Genomic DNA, 16,407 nt, shown 5'->3' with positions numbered 1-16,407 from the left:
CGTTAAGGATGGCAGTGGAGCTCTCCCGATTTTTCATCGGGAAGCGGGAACGTATAGCCCGACCCTTGGGGAACGCCCAAACTATTACAATTTGAAATAGTCAATATAGTTGTCCAAATCTTTGTCGCCGCGTCCTGAAAGACTTATTACAACAACATCAGTTGGTTTGAATTTTTTCTGATCAAAAATAGCAAAAGCATGCGCACTTTCAATTGCAGGAATAATCCCTTCTAATTTGGTGAGCTGTAAACCTGCATTCATAGCTTCGTCATCGGTTACCGAAAAGAATTCCCCACGGCCGGATTGTGCCAAATGGGCATGCATAGGTCCAACTCCAGGGTAATCAAGTCCCGCAGAAATCGAGTACGGTTCAGTAATTTGACCATCGGGAGTCTGCATAAGCAGGGTTTTGCAGCCGTGAATAATGCCTACTTTTCCTAGTTTACTGGTTGCTGCACTGTGACCGCTGTTTACGCCTTTTCCGGCAGCTTCGACAGCAATGATTCCTACTTCCGGCTCGTGCAAAAAGTGATAATAAGTTCCGGCAGCGTTGCTTCCGCCGCCTATACATGCAACTACATAATCAGGGTTTTCGCGTCCTTCTTTTTCTTTTAACTGCCATTTGATTTCTTGGGAAATGATGCTTTGGAAACGAGTTACCATGTCAGGATAAGGATGCGGGCCGATAGCAGATCCGATGATATAATGGGTATCAACGGGGTTATTAATCCAGTCGCGGATTGCTTCATTTGTCGCATCTTTCAGGGTTCTTGATCCAGAAAGTGCGGGACGGACTTCGGCACCCAGCATTTTCATACGGGCAACGTTTGGTGCCTGACGTGCAATGTCGATTTCGCCCATGTACACAATGCAGTCCATGCCCATCAAGGCGCAGACTGTTGCAGTTGCAACCCCATGCTGACCTGCACCTGTTTCGGCAATGATGCGTTTTTTGCCCAAACGTTTTGCAACTAATATCTGTCCGATGGTGTTGTTTACTTTGTGTGCACCTGTATGATTCAGGTCTTCTCTTTTGAGATAGATTTTGGTGTTGTATTTTTCGGAAAGTCTTTTGGCAAAGTACAATGGGCTAGGACGGCCTACGTAATCTTTCAGCAATTGATTAAACTCTGCTTTAAAATCAGGTTCGGCTGTAATTTCTAAATATTTCTGGCGTAATTCTTCTACATTTGGATATAACATTTCAGGAATGTAGGCACCTCCAAATTCTCCGTAATATCCTTTTTCGTTAACGTTGTATGACATTTTTTATTTTGTTTTATCTGTAGAGACGTTGCATTGCAACGTCTGAACGTATTGTTGATTATTTTGATTCGTTATGATATGACCTTTAGACGTTGCAATGCAGCGTCTCTACATAATTCTATATTTTTTAATCCTGGTTCAATTTCAAATTTACTATTTATATCAATTGCATAAATGGGTAAATTGGTTTTCAAAATTTCGGTTACGGCATACAATTCCTCAATTCCGATTCCACCACTAAGGAAGAACGGTTTTGTAGATGGATATTTTTCTAATATTCGCCAATCGAATGTGGTTCCGTTTCCTCCAGGCAATTTTCCTTTGGTATCGAAAAGGAAATAATCACAAACAGCTTCGAACGGTTCTAAAACGCTAAAATCAAAATTCTCATCAGCCGAAAAGACTTTTATGATTTCAATTGAAGTATCTGATTTAGTTTTTAATTCTAAACAAAATGCAGCCGATTCGTGACCGTGTAATTGTATTGTTTGTAAATTGTATTTTTCAGTCTTTTCTAAGATTATTGGAATCGTTTCATTGACAAAAACACCTGTTTTTTTAATTGATTTTGGCAATTCAGGTAGAATTCCATCAAAATAACGTGCTGATTTTTCCCAGAATATAAAGCCCATATAATCGGGTAAGAGCGAACCTACTTCGAGTATATTTTCGGGATATTTCATTCCGCAGATTTTGAGTTTCATTTGTTTAATGCTTTAAGCAATGAGCTTTAGGCTTTATGCTAATTAATGATTTTTTTAAGCTTATGGCTACAGCCTATTGCTTATAGCTGTCCAATAAATTTCGTTGCCGCTTCTCCTGCATTGTCAGTTTTCATAAAATTCTCTCCAATCAGGAAACCTTTGTAACCATAAGGTTTCAATTCATTGATGGCTTCAATGGATGAAATACCACTTTCGGAAACTTTTACGAAATCATTTGGAATCTGATGGGCCAATTGTTTGCTGAAATCAAGGCTAACTTCGAAAGTTTTTAGGTTTCTGTTGTTTACTCCAATCATGTCTAAAGTTGGCATGATTGATTTTTCTAATTCTTCCTGATTGTGAACTTCCAATAAAACTTCCAATCCTAAACCTTTGGCAAACTCGGATAATGATTTGATTTCGTCACGCGTTAAAACTGCTGCAATTAATAAAATCAAATCGGCTCCGTGTGCTTTGGCTTCAAGGATTTGGTATTCGTCAACAATGAATTCTTTTCGCAACAGCGGAATATTTACAGAAGCTCTCGCCAAAAGTAGATCGTCCAAAGAACCGCCAAAATACTTTCCATCAGTTAAAACTGAAATTCCGCAGGCACCAGCACTTTCATATCCTTTTACTACTTCTTCGACAGTGAAGTTTTGATTTATAATTGATTTTGAAGGTGAACGGCGTTTGTGTTCGGCAATGATTCCAGAGTTGCTGTTTCTTAAGTTTTGACTTAGCGAAATTCTTTTTTTACCAAAGAAAACTGATGCTTCCAATTGTGAAACTGGAATAATAGATTTCTTGAGTACAACTTCTCTTTTTTTGTCGATTATAATTCTATCAAGTATGTTCATTTTTATTTTTTCGTATTTCTAAATGTTACTTTTAATATTTTCTATTAATTTTTTTCCTAATTCTTTCTTCATTTTTTCTATAGTTAATTCACTTGGAAATTTATTATAAGCAAAATCATATTCCCAAACTAAATTATTGTTAATAGAGAGTTTTAAGATGTAATTTGTAGGTTCGAATACAACAGAAAAAACTATTTCGTAAGGAGTGTTGTTTTTTGCTTTTTTCAAGCCATATTTAGAATGTTGCCATTCTACTTTGTTTATTTCTACTTCATAAACATTACGATTATGTATTTTTAATTCTTTGGGTTCAATAATATTTCCTAATACTTTTGAAAGTTCTGTTAATCCGGAAAAGATTAATTTCGTTGGAGGTATTTCTATGTCATTAACAGAATAGTTAGTATAACTTTCGCTAAACAAATCATCAAATTGATTAATAATTGAGTTTAAAGATTCCCAAACTTCATCGGTTATAAATTGAAATACTTCATAAACATTTTTTGGCGATTTTGTAAAACCTTCATTTTCTAATTGGCGTTTTAATAAACTAATTTCTTTATGCAAATCATCATCATCTTCAATATCAATATCCTGAATTGCATTTAAGACTATTTGCTCCGAACGTTCGATTAATCTTGCGCAATATTCAAAAAATAATTCTTTGTCTCCTCCATATCCCTGAATATCGCTGATATAGATGTAATATATTTTACGGTCTTTTTCGTTTATCCAAAACGGATTGTACCCTAAGGAGATAAGTATTAAATTAGTTAATATTCTCGCTGTTCTGCCATTTCCGTCATAAAACGGATGAATGTCTAAATATTCCAAATGAAATTCCAAGGCCACATCAATTGGATGTGGTGCATTTTTTTTATTGGCATTTATGGCATCAATAGAAGCATTGGTTTTGTTTAAAAGAGTATGGATTTTATTAGCTACTTCTTTGGGAGCAACAAAATCATATCTTTCGCCTTTATGATTATAAATCATATTAGCTTCTGTTTTCCACTTTCCGATTTTGTCTTTTTGATTTTCATCATCTTCGTGCATTATGGCACTGTGAATTTCACAAATTCTTTTTTCAGAAAGTCTTAATTCGCCTTTTCCAATGCGTAATATTTCACTGATCACTTTGTCGTGCCCCTGCATTTCCAAAACATCTTTTAACGGTTTGTCATTAACCGTAAGATTTCCGACCATTACACTGCGCGTTTCTTCAATGGTAAGTGTATTGCCTTCCATACTATTGGAATTAAAATTCCATTCTAGTCTGAATTTGTAATTGATTTTCTTTTTTTGCTCAATTGTGAGTTCTCCAAATACGGCCACTTTTGATTTTATAACATCTATTGCAGCTTTTATGTCTTTATAACTCATAATTTGTTTTTTAGTTGGATAAAGAAATTAATTTATTCAAAGCTACTAATCCTTTTCCGGAAAGTAAACTTTCTTTAGCTAATTCAAAACCTTCTTTAGGTGTGCATCCGTTAACGGTAGCAATTGCAATTCCTGCATTGGCACAAACCACATTGTTTTGAGCATCATTTCCTTTTCCAGAAATGATATTCATAAATATTTCTGCTGATTCATCGATGGTTTTTCCTCCTTCAATTTCGCTTTGTTGCAAAAGGTTAACACCAAAATCTGAAGGATTCAGCATACCTTCTTTGGTACTTGTAATAATTTTGGCTGGGCATGTCAAAGATACTTCATCATAACCATCGAGGGAATGTAAAATTGTAAAATTGACAGGTGTATTTTGATATAAATAACCATACATTCTTGCCAGTTCAAGATTGAAAACCCCAACTAATTGATTCTGTGGGAATGATGGATTTACCATTGGTCCCAGCATATTGAAAAAGGTTTTTACTCCTAATTCTTTTCGAATTGGTCCTACGTTTTTCATTGCCGGGTGAAATAAAGGAGCGTGCAAAATTGCAATTCCCGCCTGATCAATACATTTTTCAATAAAATTATTGTCATTACTGAATTTAATGCCCAGCTTTTCCATCACGTTACTAGAACCAGAAATCGAAGAAACTCCGTAATTTCCGTGTTTTGCGACTTTAATTCCTGCTCCTGCAGCTATAAAAGATGCTAGGGTCGAAATGTTGAATGTATCTTTTCCGTCGCCTCCAGTACCGCACAAATCGATGGTGTTATAGTTGGATAAATCCATTCGAATGCATAATTCCAAAAGGGCCTCTCTAAATCCCGCCAGCTCTTCGATGCTGATGCTTCGCATCATATATACCGTCAAAAAAGCCGAAATCTGGCTTGCATTATAGCTTCCGCTGGAGATATTTACCAATACATTTTTGGCCTCTTCCTTGGATAGTATTTCGTGATTGATTAATCTGTTTAAAATGTTTTTCATTGGTATTAGTCTTAAAGTCCCAAGTCAAAGGTTTTAAAGTCTCTGACTTATATGTATTTTTAGTTTCGTTTTAAATATTTTTTTGACGTATTGACTTTATGACTTTCAACATTAAGACTTTACGACTATCTTTTTCAGTGTTCATTTCCTTGATAAATCCACATGGGTTGGGTGTTTCCGGCACGTTCAAAACCATTTTTTTTATAAAAAGCCACTGCTTTTCCGTCGGCGGTAAGCATTTGCATATGGAAGTGACTATATTTCTCCTGCATTTTGTCAACAATCATTTTACCAATTCCTTTTCCCTGATATTCCGGGAGTACCAATAAATGCGGATAATAAACCGTTAAATGCCCGTCAGAAATAGCATTTCCAAGTCCGATTAGTTTTTTGTCTTCCCAAGCTGTAATCAGCGTTTCGGAATTCAATAAACCATTGTAAAGCTGTGTTGGTTTCTCTGCAGAGCTCCAGCCATTTGCTTTGTACAAGACCAATATGTCATCGAGATTTATGTCCCTTGTTTCGGAAATGGTTATGTTCATTTTTTTAAATTTGCTAAGGTTCTAAGTGACTAAGATTCTAAGTTTTTTAAACTGCTACTGAATACTAATCACTTTTTTTACGTTCTGACATATATTTCAAATAATCAACAATTTCCTCAGATTGCTGTTTTGTAATTCCTAATGTTGGCATTTTTACTTTGTGTCTAAAAGAAGCCGGATTTACAATATAATCGACCAATTCATTTTCTTTCCAATATTCGGTTACGTTTTTGGGATAATTTAATTCCGGTCCCATTTCTCCTCCAATTCCGTTGATGGCGTGACAGGTAATACAATACTTTTGATATAGTACAAAACCTTTTCTAGCCATTTCATCGTTCTTAGGCCCCAAAGCATTATTTATGTTTTTCGGAACCAATTGAAACTTAACGACATTATACGGCCATTTGTATTCTTGATTTTTCAATGCTTCCGCTGATGTATACACTAAATAAAAAGGATCTGCATTCATTTCATTTCCATTTTTTATAACCCTTTCCCAATTAGAACCTTTTGGTGCATCAACATCTTTAAATGCTAAATACGGTTTGGCCTTCCAAAATAATTCAAGAGGCATTTCGGGTTTATAACCATCGATGCATTCGAAAATAATAATCGTATTTTTGATGTCTATTTTAGATAAATCAACTTCATTTTTTACAATATTTACTGCGTTTACAGCCTGATATTTTTTTGTTTTATGATAAACAGGATCGTTAATGACTGTAACCAAAGTGTCCTTTCCTAATTTGTTATTCTTTTGCAAATCCAATAAATCCAAAACCATTTCGGGTTGAGAAATCGAAGTAGTTTCTGTTTTTGGTTCTTTATTTTGATTACAAGAATTGAAACCTAAAATAAAAATACAAAAAAGGAGATGGATTTTGATTGTTTTCATTTTTATCACAATTTTTCGGTACAGACGTTGCATTGCAACGTCTAACACACAGATAATAACAAATATTTTGGCATAATGCTGTAGAAACTTTACACTGCAACGTCTTTAGGATTGTGTTAGACGTTACAGTGCAACGTCTCTACGAATTTACCCAATTTTCTAACATTTTTTTTCCATTTGGTGTTAACACACTTTCTGGGTGAAACTGCACGCCTCTTACATCATACGTTTTGTGTCTTAACGACATAACCTGACCATTTTCGTCAAAAGAAGTAGCTTCCAAAACATCTGGCAAATCAGTATTAACTACCCAAGAGTGATAACGGCCAACTTCAAATTCGTTTCCTAATCCTTCAAATAATAATTCATCATCAACCACTGTTTTTACTAAAGTAGCAACTCCATGATATACTTTGTCTAAATTCGAAAGTGTTCCTCCAAAAACTTCTCCAATAGCTTGTTGACCAAGACACACTCCGAAAATACTTTTGGTAGGTGCGTACTTGGCAATTACAGCTTTCAATAATCCAGCTTCATCAGGGATTCCAGGTCCAGGCGAAAGTAATATTTTGTCGAAAACTGAAATTTCGTCAATATCAAATTCATCGTTTCTGTAAACGGTTACTTCACAGTTTAAGTCTTCCAGATAGTGTACCAGATTATAAGTGAAACTATCGTAATTGTCTATGACTAGTATTTTTTTCATTTTTTCTAAATATTAACTTTGTAATTCAACATTAATTCATCTCCGCTTTTTCCTCGAATTCCCCAATTGTGCATTGGAGTTTCAAATATTGTGATCTCAACATCCATTGGCGAAATTTGTAATTCTCTTTCGAATTTATCAAAAATAAGCTGATATAACTTTTTTTTGGCTTCAATGCTTCTTCCTTCAAAAGCATTTATTTCTATAATTGTATGTTTTGATGTTCTTCCTTCAAAATAGAAGAAACTGTCTTCGTCAATGTAAATAAAACGATGCGCTTTTTTTCCCTTTGGAAACTGAAAAGCTTCGAACATACATTCGCTAATAATTTTCGATATTTTTTCTCTTATCGGATGAAGTTCTTTTTTGATTCCAAATATTTTGATCTGTCCCATTTTCTCAATTTTAAATCGTTTCAGCCAAATCCAAAGCTTTATTTAAAGCCAATAATTTATTGTAAACTTCCTGCATTTCACTTTCTTCATCCGAGTTTGCCACAATTCCGGCACCGGCTTGACAATGTAGCTGGTGATTTTTGGAAAGAAAAGTTCGGATCATAATGGCGTGATTAAAGTTTCCTTCAAAATCCATAAATCCGATGGCACCGCCATAAAAATTACGGTTTGTTTTTTCGTAATCTTCAATCAGTTGCATTGCTCTGTGTTTTGGTGCTCCGCTTAATGTTCCAGCCGGAAAAGTATCGGCTACGACTTGCATCGTTGTTGCTTTTTCGTGTAAATGTCCTGTTACTTTGGAAACCAAATGGATTACGTGGGAGAAAAACTGAACTTCTCTGTATTTCTCCACATTTACGTTATGTCCGTGACGGCTTAAATCGTTTCTGGCCAAATCCACCAACATTACGTGTTCGCTGTTTTCTTTTTTGTCTTCTGATAGTTTTTTGGCCAAATCGGCATCTTTTTCATCATCTCCGGTTCTTCTGAAAGTTCCTGCGATTGGGTGGATTTCTGCTTTTCGGTTTTTGACGATGATTTGGGCTTCGGGCGAAGAACCAAAAATTTTGAAATCCCCATAATCAAAAAAGAATAGGTAAGGGGATGGGTTGATGCTCCTTAAAGCTCTGTAAACATTAAACTCATCGCCTTTGAATCCTTGCGTAAATCTTCTTGATAAAACCAATTGGAACACATCACCACGGAAACAATGTTTTTTGGCCAAAGCCACATTTTGTTTGAACTCATCGTCGGTCAGGTTTGAAAAACCTTCGCCTTCTCTTGAAAATTTATAGGAAGCAATGTTTCGGGATTGTAATAGCTGTTCGATTTCCGAAATGTTATTTTTTCCATCAAGGCTGTGGCAGAAAATGTATGCTTCGTTTTTAAAGTGGTTGATGGCAATGATATTTTGGTACACCGCATAATACACATCAGGAATGGTGTTGCTGTTTTCTTTTTTGGCAATGGTTACTTTTTCAAAATAACGAACGGCGTCATATGAAATGTAACCAAACAATCCGTTATTGATGAATTTGAAATCATTTTTATCAGACTGGAATTGTCCTGAAAACTGCTGAATCACTTCAGGAATATTGGTATTTGTATCAATGGCAATGGTTTCCGAAGTTCCGTCAGGAAAGCTTTTGAAAATGGTTTCGTTTTCAATTTTTATCGAAGCAATCGGATTACAGCAGATATAGGAAAAACTGTTGTCGTTTCCGTGATAATCGCTGCTTTCCAGTAATAAGCTGTTTGGAAATTTATCCCTGATTTTAAAATAGATACTTACTGGCGTTATAGTGTCGGCCAGAATTTGTTTATGGTTAGTCTGCAGTTTATAGGTTTTCATATGTTGTTGATACTTAATTGTTTTTTGGAATAAAAAAAAGGCCTGTCGTGATGACAAGCCTTTTTATATTTATAGTTTAAATAATACTATAGGAGCTTACTTCACGACGTTTGACGTAAATTGTTCCACCACCAAGTATTATTTGTTATTGTGTTCATTTTTTTGTTTTGTTGCATGCAAATATAAAAATCATATTTGGACTGACAAAAATTATGAATCAAAAAAAAAGATATTTTTTTTGGTTTTTTGTTAAATCGTTGAAATTAGTAAACCAAGACTACGTTTAACTCAAAATCATCATAAATTGTCTTGTCTCCCAAATCGTCAAAATAGCTTCCTGATCCGTATTTTATGTCATATTTGGTTCGGTTGATATTCAAAGTTGCTGTAGCTTTGTTTTTTCCGGCTATGACGAAATCAAACTGTATGGAGTTTGTGATTCCTTTGATTGTTAAGTCTGCAGTCACGAGGTAAGTATTATTTCCTTTATCGGCAATACTTTTAAAGACTAATGTCGAAGTTGTGTAAGCTGCCGTGCTAAAAAAATCTTCTGATTTTAAATGACCTTCCAGTTTTTGTTTTGAAGAACCTGTCTGGTCATCATTGGATAAGGTACTCATATCTGCTGTGAAACTTCCTCTGGCTAGTTTTTTATCTTTAAAAACAAGATAACCGTCCTTGAACTTGATGCTTCCTATGTGTTCACCAGTTATTTTTTTTCCTATCCAGTGGATACTACTTTTTGAAACATCAATTTTGGACGTCTGCGCATTTCCTTTGCCGAAAGCGAAAAAGATTAGTAAAACAATAATGCTAAGTGATTTTGAATTTCTCATATTTTTTCTAAATTAAATTAATAAAAGATAATAAAATGTAGGCTGAATTCATTTTTGGTAAAAGCAATGATGAGATCGATTTGAAATAATGCAAAAAATAATAAGGGACTAGCAATAAATGTTCTATAAAGTTAATTTAAAATTTTGTAAATCAGCTGTTTTTGGGTTGTTATTTTGGAGCTGTATTTTTAATCAAAAGAATTCCTCGAGGCTCTGCCTCGGGGTGATGCGCAAAGATTAGTATATTTGTTTGATGAGTGAACATATTTTCAAACGGCATAATAAAAGCTTGTTGCTTTATCATTTGGTTTGTCCGATAAAATATCGAAGAAATGTTTTATCGGAGGATGTAGAACTGAGTTTGGTAGAAGTTTGTAGAAATATTTCGGAACGATATGAAATTCATTTTGTTGAGATAGGAGCAGATGAAAATCATGTACATTTTTTGATACAAAGCGTGCCAAAGATTTCTGTTGAAATTATTGTCAGGACAGTAAAAAGTATTACAGCAAAAGAGCTCTTTCGTTTACATCCAGAAGTTAAAAGTAAGTTATGGGGAGGTAATTTTTGGACGAGTGGATATTATGTAAATACGGTTGGTCAGTATGGTAATGAGAATGTGATTCAGAAATACATTCAAAATCAAGGAGAAGAAAAGACTGTTTACAAATCGTTTAACAAAAATCAGCTACGGTTGTCTTTTGAGTAATGCGATACCTCGAGGCTCTGCCTCGGGGTAATTCATTTATAACATGTTTAGAAGAAAGTTTTGAGTTGTAGTTCTGAATTTTATAAAAAAAAAGAGCCTGAACAATTTCAGGCAGGGCATTCTCATTTAAAAAAAGATAAACACGAATTTCACCAATTAACACTAATTTTTATCAAAATTGAAATCAAATTTTACAACTTTTTACAGTTTCGAATGTTTTGTGTAATTAAACAGCAATCTTAATTCGTGCAAATTAGTGTAATTCGTGTCAGAAACTTTTAAAAGCGAATGCCGTGAATTTCAGGCTCTTTTACAGGTGAAAAAACAATTATTTTAAACTTACTATCGGATTTGTATTCTTAGTTCTGAAATCGGGAGAATTTTTAATGTCTGATTGTATAAATAATTCTGTATCTGATAATTTTGTAATGTCTAGTGAAAAAGTTTCGCTATTGTACCAGGTATTTAGCTCTGGATTATAACTTGAGCTTTCGCTTAAAACGATCCCTCCGCATCGGTTAACCTGTATTCCCTGAATGTTGATTTTTGCTAAATTAGCCGGCAGTGTACCAATTTTATTTTCGAGTAAAACACAGCTGCTAAAGCCATCGATAATACTGTTGCTGATGTTGAAATAACTTTTTTCCTTAACATAAACCGCTTCCCGAACCAAACCTTGATTATTATCTTCAGTATTAGTCAGTGTCATATTTGTGGCAGTGATTTTGGTTAATTTTTTGGTTACATCTGCATTTTCAATTTTATCGTATGAGTCAATTTCAAAACAGCGTGAACCGGATATATCTGAAGAATAAGGATTACGGATAGCAATACTGTTAGAAATTGTGCATTGAACACCTTGAGTGAAATCAAAGTCGTCATCGGTTGCTCTGTATGAAATCAAGTTGCTGAAATTAACATCACCTCCATACGATTCGAATGAGTCATCATTTGAGAAACTAATTTGGATGAATTCAAATTTAGTACCTCTTCCAACACCTCCCAATGACAATCCGTTAAGTTCTTTAAGGGCATTGATTTTGTGACCTGAATATTCAATACGTACATATTTTAATATACCCGAATTACTGTTTGGGTCTTGTCCTCCATAATAACTGACAGCTGGATCTAGATTGAAATCCAAAAAGTTAACGCCGCCAACTTTATTTATAGGAGCATCGCCTAATAAGATAATGCCTCCCCAATCACCTGGCTTTCTCATTAAATTTGAATTGTTTGATGTGAAAACAATAGGTTCAGCAGCAGTGCCTTCTGCAATGAGTTTGCATCCTTTGGTAATTATAAGCGTACCGCAGGATTCTTTGTCTCCTCGAATGACGGTTCCGGGTTCTATTGTTAAAACAGCTTTATTAGTCACATAAACAGTTCCAATTAGTTTGTATGTATTGTTTTTGGTTAATTTTAGATCTTTGTCTATAGTGCCAGTTAAAATCTGATTAGCTTCTTTATAAATGGTAGTCGCAGGCTTGAAATTTGTCCAATTGTCCATCCAATTGTTATGACCGGTAATTCCTTTTGTTTGTTGGGCACTCAGTGAAGTAACTGAAAATAAGATGATGGTGATTACTAGTAGTTTTGCTTTCATAACACTAATTGTTATAGTTTTTTTGATGTTTTTAGTTTTTCTTTTCAAAATTACCATTACAATGTTTTAGGGATATTTTCTTAGCGTTACCGATTCGTCATTATTAAGTTAAGATATGTTGTTTGTTTTGAATTACTTGGCTTTTTATATTGCAAAAAAGAGATTTTAGTGTATTAAAGATTTCGTAATATTTACTTAATAGCTGATGCATTTTGGGAAATTATTTTTGAAAAAATTAAAAACGAATTGGATAAAAAAGCGTATGAGTTTTGGGTGTATGATGATGCATGAAGTGATGATAAAGGAAAGGAGTTGAACCAGAAGCTGTTTATACACCCAAAATGGGAGATAAGCAGATTTTGTTTGTGGGATTAGAAAGAGCCGATGCATTAATGATATATGATGTGAGTAATCCTGCAGCTCCAAAACATTTGCAAACGTTAAAAACAGGTGATGCTCCAGAAGGAGTATTGTATATTCCTGCCTCTAAAAGTCCGACAAAAAGAAGCTTGTTAGTGGTAAGCAGTGAAGGCGATGGCAGTGTGAAAATTTACCAGCCCGATTTAAATTAAGAAAATAGACTAATGTTCAGGTAATGGCGAATAGAGATTTAAAGTAAATATTTCTCTGTTTAATAATTATTGCTGGTTTAAATAAAAAATCTGCCAAAAGTAAGTTGTTACTATGGCAGATTTTTTATAGTGTTTTGAATTTATTCTGGAATCTGCTGGCTTAAGCAGTGTAACGTTCCGAATCCCCAAATAAAATCAGTTGCGCTGATTCCTATGATTTCACGGTCTGGAAAACATTCTGCCAAAATGTTTAAGGCAGTGCGGTCATTACTGTCATTAAATGTCGGAACCAAAACACAGTTGTTCAAAATTAAAAAATTAGCATAACTTGCAGGTAAACGTAATCCTTCAAAATCAATGCGTTTTGGCATTGGCAATGAAATAATAACCGGTGCTTTTCCGTTTTCCAGTTTAGCATTTTGTAATCGTTTTAAATTATCCTGCAAAGGTTTATAGTTATTGTCGTTCGGGTCTAACTCAACAATTGTTACGATTGTGTCTTCATTAACAAATCGGCATAAATCATCGATATGTCCGTGGGTATCATCCCCTTCAATTCCATCGCCCAGCCAAATTACATTTGTTATCCCTAAATATTCTTTGAAAACAGCTTCGTAATCTTCCTTTGTGAAATTTTCGTTTCGAACCTGAATAGAAGGATGCATTAAACACTCTTCAGAAGTCAATAATGTACCACGCCCATTTACATCAATTGCACCGCCTTCGACAATAACAGGTTTGCCTTTGTACATCACCTGAGTAACTGGAATGTTTAAAAAATCTCCGACTTTTGTCGGTACATGCTTGTCTAAATTGATGTTTTTATATTTTGCCCAGCCATTAAAATTGAAGTTCAATGCTTCTCTTTCAGTACCGTTTTTTACAATAATCGGTCCAGAATCACGCATCCAGCTGCGGTTGGTTTTGTGTATAATGAAAGATATGCTGCTCATTTTTACATGAGCTGTTTCCAGCATTTCGGTTACTTTACTTTTTTGATTCTCATCAGCTACTACAAGAAAGACTTGCTCATATGCTGCCGCTTTTTTAATGAATTCAACAAATGCCCATTGTACGGCTTCATATTTTCCTGGCCAGTCTTTGCCATTATGCGGAAAACACAATAAAATTCCTTGCTGTTTTTCCCACTCTGCCGGAAATCTTCTTGTAACTGTTGTCATATATAAATACTGATTGTAATGTGTGCAAAGATATATAAACAGCAGGATTAATAAAAGAAGGAATCGTGATCTGCTGAAGGTTTCTTTACCGTAATTTTTATTTCTCTTCTCAAGCAGCATCTGATAATTTGTAATGGCTCATAAATGTTTTGAATAAGTCATTTCCAGACTGAGTGTAATTGCTAACGGAGAGGATGTATCTGTGAATAAAAATTCTAAAGAAGCACGCTAAATTGTAAGAAGAATTACTTTTCAGGTGAAATAAATTCCTTTGAATAAAACTAGCTAAAGATCGTTTCAAATGATTTGAAATGGTCTTTTTGTGGAAAATTGTTATTCAAATTATTTTTTTGGCTATAAACCTAAAAAAAAACAATCTCATTCGTTTTTTAATGGCTTTAACAAGTTTTAAAATTTATAAAATCGGCTATTTATTGTCTAGGTAATTAATTAACATATTATAGTTTATATGAATGTTTTTAACCGCTAAATAATTACTTTTTTATCAAAAAAATCAATTTAGCAGGTTTTTAATTATTTGATAAAAAAGCATAAAAGCAATGGTTTTTATTTGTTTTTCAATGCTTTTTAAGGTTAATATGTTAAAAAGAAGGATATTGATTTATGAAATCGCTTTAAGATTTGTATTTGCTCGTTTATTTGTATTATATTTGAAAACGTAATCTAAATACTAACTTAAATATAACATTATGGAAAATTGCAGCGCTATTGTTTAGTTTTATATTAAATGCCCACTGCGTAATTATTATTTAAATAACAAATATATCTTGTTGAAAGAGAGTCTTCAATTCTTATTTTAAAAACATTAAAAAACAAAATCATAATTTCAGTTTCGCATTATATTATGAAACTATATGTATGAAATAAACTAATCTTAAGAGTTTCTATTTCAGTTAATTTAAAAAAAGCCCCAAATTTTTTTAACTAATATTAATATTTTCTAACAATTTTAAAATGTATTTAGATTTTGGATCTAATCATTTTTGATTAAACTTTTTTATTATGAAAAAAAAATTTTCTTTTTTAACTTTATTATTATCATTAGCAGCTACCGCACAGGATGTGAGTACGGCTTCAGTACAATCTTCAGCTGAAAATACTGCTTATAACAAATGGTCAGTCGAAATAAATGGCGGTTTAACTAAGCCAATTACTACATTATCAAAAGGTTACACTAGTTCTGATTTTAATTTTGCACATGGAGATTTAGGAGCAAGATATATGTTAAACCCTAAATTTGGTATTAAACTTGATTTTGGTTTTGATAAATTTAGTGAGCAAGATAATACTCCATCATTTTCAAGTACTTATTTAAGAACGAGTTTTCAGGGAGTTGTTAATCTCGGCCGAGCTTTGAATTTTGAAACTTTTACCAATTCATTTGGTCTGTTATTTCACTCTGGTTTAGGAGGATCTTACTTAACATCAAAAAACGATAATGTTGATGACTATATGTTAAATGGAATTTTGGGTTTAACAGGTCAAGTTTTATTAAGTAATCGTATTGCTTTGACTGCAGATTTAACTGGAATTCTTCATGGAAAACAGAATGCTAATTTTGATGCTACGAGTGCTGCACCAGCAAAAGCAGTAGGTGGTGTTATAATAAATGTAACTGCTGGTTTAACTTTTTATTTGGGTAAAAATGAAAAACATGCTGATTGGATACCTGAAAAAACAATTTCTGATGATTTAGAAAAACGCTTGAGTTTATTAGAAAAAAGTCTCTTGGATTCTGATAAAGACGGCGTAGCCGATTTATATGATCTGGAACCAAATTCTATTGCAGGAGTTGCTGTTAATACAAAAGGACAATCTATAGATCATAACCAGAATGGTGTTCCAGATGAATTAGAAAGCTACTTAGATAAAACGTATGGTAAAAAAGGAGACAGTGTACCATCAAATAATAACATAGAAGAACTGATTAATGCTGGATATGTAAATGTTTATTTTGATTCTAATTCAAGTAAACCAACAAGTACTTCTTTATCAGGGGTTGGTTTTATAGTTAAATATCTGCAAAGCAATCCATCTAAAAGTGTTGATGTTATAGGATATGCTGATGAAATCGGGTCTTCAAGCTTTAATACTGAATTATCAAGAAAAAGAGCTGAAGCTGTAAAAGAAATAGCAGTAAAATCTGGAATTGATGCTTCTAGATTAAATGTAATTGCTAACGGAGAAGACGCTTCTGTTGATAAAAATTCTAAAGAAGCACGTCAAATCGTAAGAAGAGTTAGTTTTAAAGTAAAATAATTCTCTAAAATAACTAAAATAAAAAAGCTGTTTCAATCTTTTTGAAACAGCTTTT

At 33.7% G+C, this 16,407-nt stretch carries 16 protein-coding genes; 3 read left to right on the top strand and 13 right to left on the bottom strand.

The window, feature by feature from the left end; translation table 11 throughout:
- Positions 1-84 precede the first annotated feature (84 nt).
- The 11 genes from trpB to OZP07_RS12630 all read right to left on the bottom strand — a co-directional run bounded on the left by trpB (position 85) and on the right by OZP07_RS12630 (position 10,004).
- Positions 85-1,266: a tryptophan synthase subunit beta gene (trpB, locus tag OZP07_RS12680; RefSeq protein ID WP_281635359.1), complete on the bottom strand. Its 1,182-nt coding sequence runs from the start codon at positions 1,264-1,266 to the stop codon at positions 85-87.
- Between the two features lie 71 nt (positions 1,267-1,337).
- On the bottom strand, positions 1,338-1,970 hold the full coding sequence (locus tag OZP07_RS12675; protein WP_281635358.1) for a phosphoribosylanthranilate isomerase: 633 nt from the start codon (positions 1,968-1,970) through the stop codon (positions 1,338-1,340).
- Between the two features lie 80 nt (positions 1,971-2,050).
- Positions 2,051-2,830, bottom strand: a complete 780-nt coding sequence (gene trpC, locus OZP07_RS12670; protein ID WP_281635357.1) for an indole-3-glycerol phosphate synthase TrpC — start codon at positions 2,828-2,830, stop codon at positions 2,051-2,053.
- 18 nt (positions 2,831-2,848) lie between these two features.
- Positions 2,849-4,213 (bottom strand): Fic family protein, encoded by a 1,365-nt coding sequence (locus tag OZP07_RS12665; protein WP_281635356.1) that lies wholly within the window; start codon positions 4,211-4,213, stop codon positions 2,849-2,851.
- 10 nt (positions 4,214-4,223) lie between these two features.
- Positions 4,224-5,216, bottom strand: coding sequence for an anthranilate phosphoribosyltransferase (trpD, locus tag OZP07_RS12660; RefSeq protein ID WP_281635355.1), 993 nt, complete (start codon positions 5,214-5,216; stop codon positions 4,224-4,226).
- Positions 5,217-5,350: 134 nt separating this feature from the next.
- Complete coding sequence (locus tag OZP07_RS12655) at positions 5,351-5,758, bottom strand: GNAT family N-acetyltransferase (protein WP_281635354.1); 408 nt, start codon at positions 5,756-5,758, stop codon at positions 5,351-5,353.
- Between the two features lie 64 nt (positions 5,759-5,822).
- Positions 5,823-6,656: a c-type cytochrome gene (locus tag OZP07_RS12650; protein ID WP_281635353.1), complete on the bottom strand. Its 834-nt coding sequence runs from the start codon at positions 6,654-6,656 to the stop codon at positions 5,823-5,825.
- Positions 6,657-6,795: 139 nt separating this feature from the next.
- A complete protein-coding gene (locus tag OZP07_RS12645) occupies positions 6,796-7,362 on the bottom strand; it encodes an anthranilate synthase component II (RefSeq protein ID WP_281635352.1) in 567 nt (188 codons plus the stop codon).
- A 5-nt stretch (positions 7,363-7,367) separates the two neighbouring features.
- Entirely contained in the window at positions 7,368-7,757 is a 390-nt protein-coding gene (locus OZP07_RS12640; protein WP_281635351.1) for a tautomerase family protein, read from the bottom strand.
- A gap of 10 nt (positions 7,758-7,767) precedes the next feature.
- Entirely contained in the window at positions 7,768-9,168 is a 1,401-nt protein-coding gene (locus tag OZP07_RS12635) for an anthranilate synthase component I family protein (protein ID WP_281635350.1), read from the bottom strand.
- 263 nt (positions 9,169-9,431) lie between these two features.
- Positions 9,432-10,004: a YceI family protein gene (locus OZP07_RS12630; protein ID WP_281635349.1), complete on the bottom strand. Its 573-nt coding sequence runs from the start codon at positions 10,002-10,004 to the stop codon at positions 9,432-9,434.
- A gap of 253 nt (positions 10,005-10,257) precedes the next feature.
- Here OZP07_RS12630 and tnpA point away from each other — a divergent pair, with 253 nt between their 5' ends.
- On the top strand, positions 10,258-10,713 hold the full coding sequence (tnpA, locus tag OZP07_RS12625) for an IS200/IS605 family transposase (protein ID WP_194644296.1): 456 nt from the start codon (positions 10,258-10,260) through the stop codon (positions 10,711-10,713).
- A gap of 328 nt (positions 10,714-11,041) precedes the next feature.
- Here the strand turns inward: tnpA and OZP07_RS12620 are convergent, their stop codons facing one another.
- Complete coding sequence (locus tag OZP07_RS12620; RefSeq protein WP_281635348.1) at positions 11,042-12,319, bottom strand: hypothetical protein; 1,278 nt, start codon at positions 12,317-12,319, stop codon at positions 11,042-11,044.
- 341 nt (positions 12,320-12,660) lie between these two features.
- Between OZP07_RS12620 and OZP07_RS12615 the strand changes: the two genes are divergently transcribed.
- The gene (locus OZP07_RS12615) at positions 12,661-12,891 is read left to right on the top strand and encodes a hypothetical protein (protein WP_281635347.1); all 231 of its coding nucleotides are present in this window, start codon (positions 12,661-12,663) and stop codon (positions 12,889-12,891) included.
- A gap of 140 nt (positions 12,892-13,031) precedes the next feature.
- Here OZP07_RS12615 and OZP07_RS12610 read toward each other — a convergent pair whose 3' ends face one another.
- Positions 13,032-14,072 (bottom strand): agmatine deiminase family protein, encoded by a 1,041-nt coding sequence (locus tag OZP07_RS12610; RefSeq protein ID WP_281635346.1) that lies wholly within the window; start codon positions 14,070-14,072, stop codon positions 13,032-13,034.
- A gap of 1,023 nt (positions 14,073-15,095) precedes the next feature.
- Here OZP07_RS12610 and OZP07_RS12605 point away from each other — a divergent pair.
- On the top strand, positions 15,096-16,352 hold the full coding sequence (locus tag OZP07_RS12605) for an OmpA family protein (protein WP_281635345.1): 1,257 nt from the start codon (positions 15,096-15,098) through the stop codon (positions 16,350-16,352).
- The last annotated feature ends 55 nt before the right edge of the window (positions 16,353-16,407 follow it).

Source organism: Flavobacterium marginilacus (genome assembly GCF_026870155.1).
GTDB lineage: Bacteria > Bacteroidota > Bacteroidia > Flavobacteriales > Flavobacteriaceae > Flavobacterium > Flavobacterium marginilacus.
Note: the sequence above shows the minus strand (reverse complement) of the source record. Positions and strands in the feature narration are given on the sequence as shown.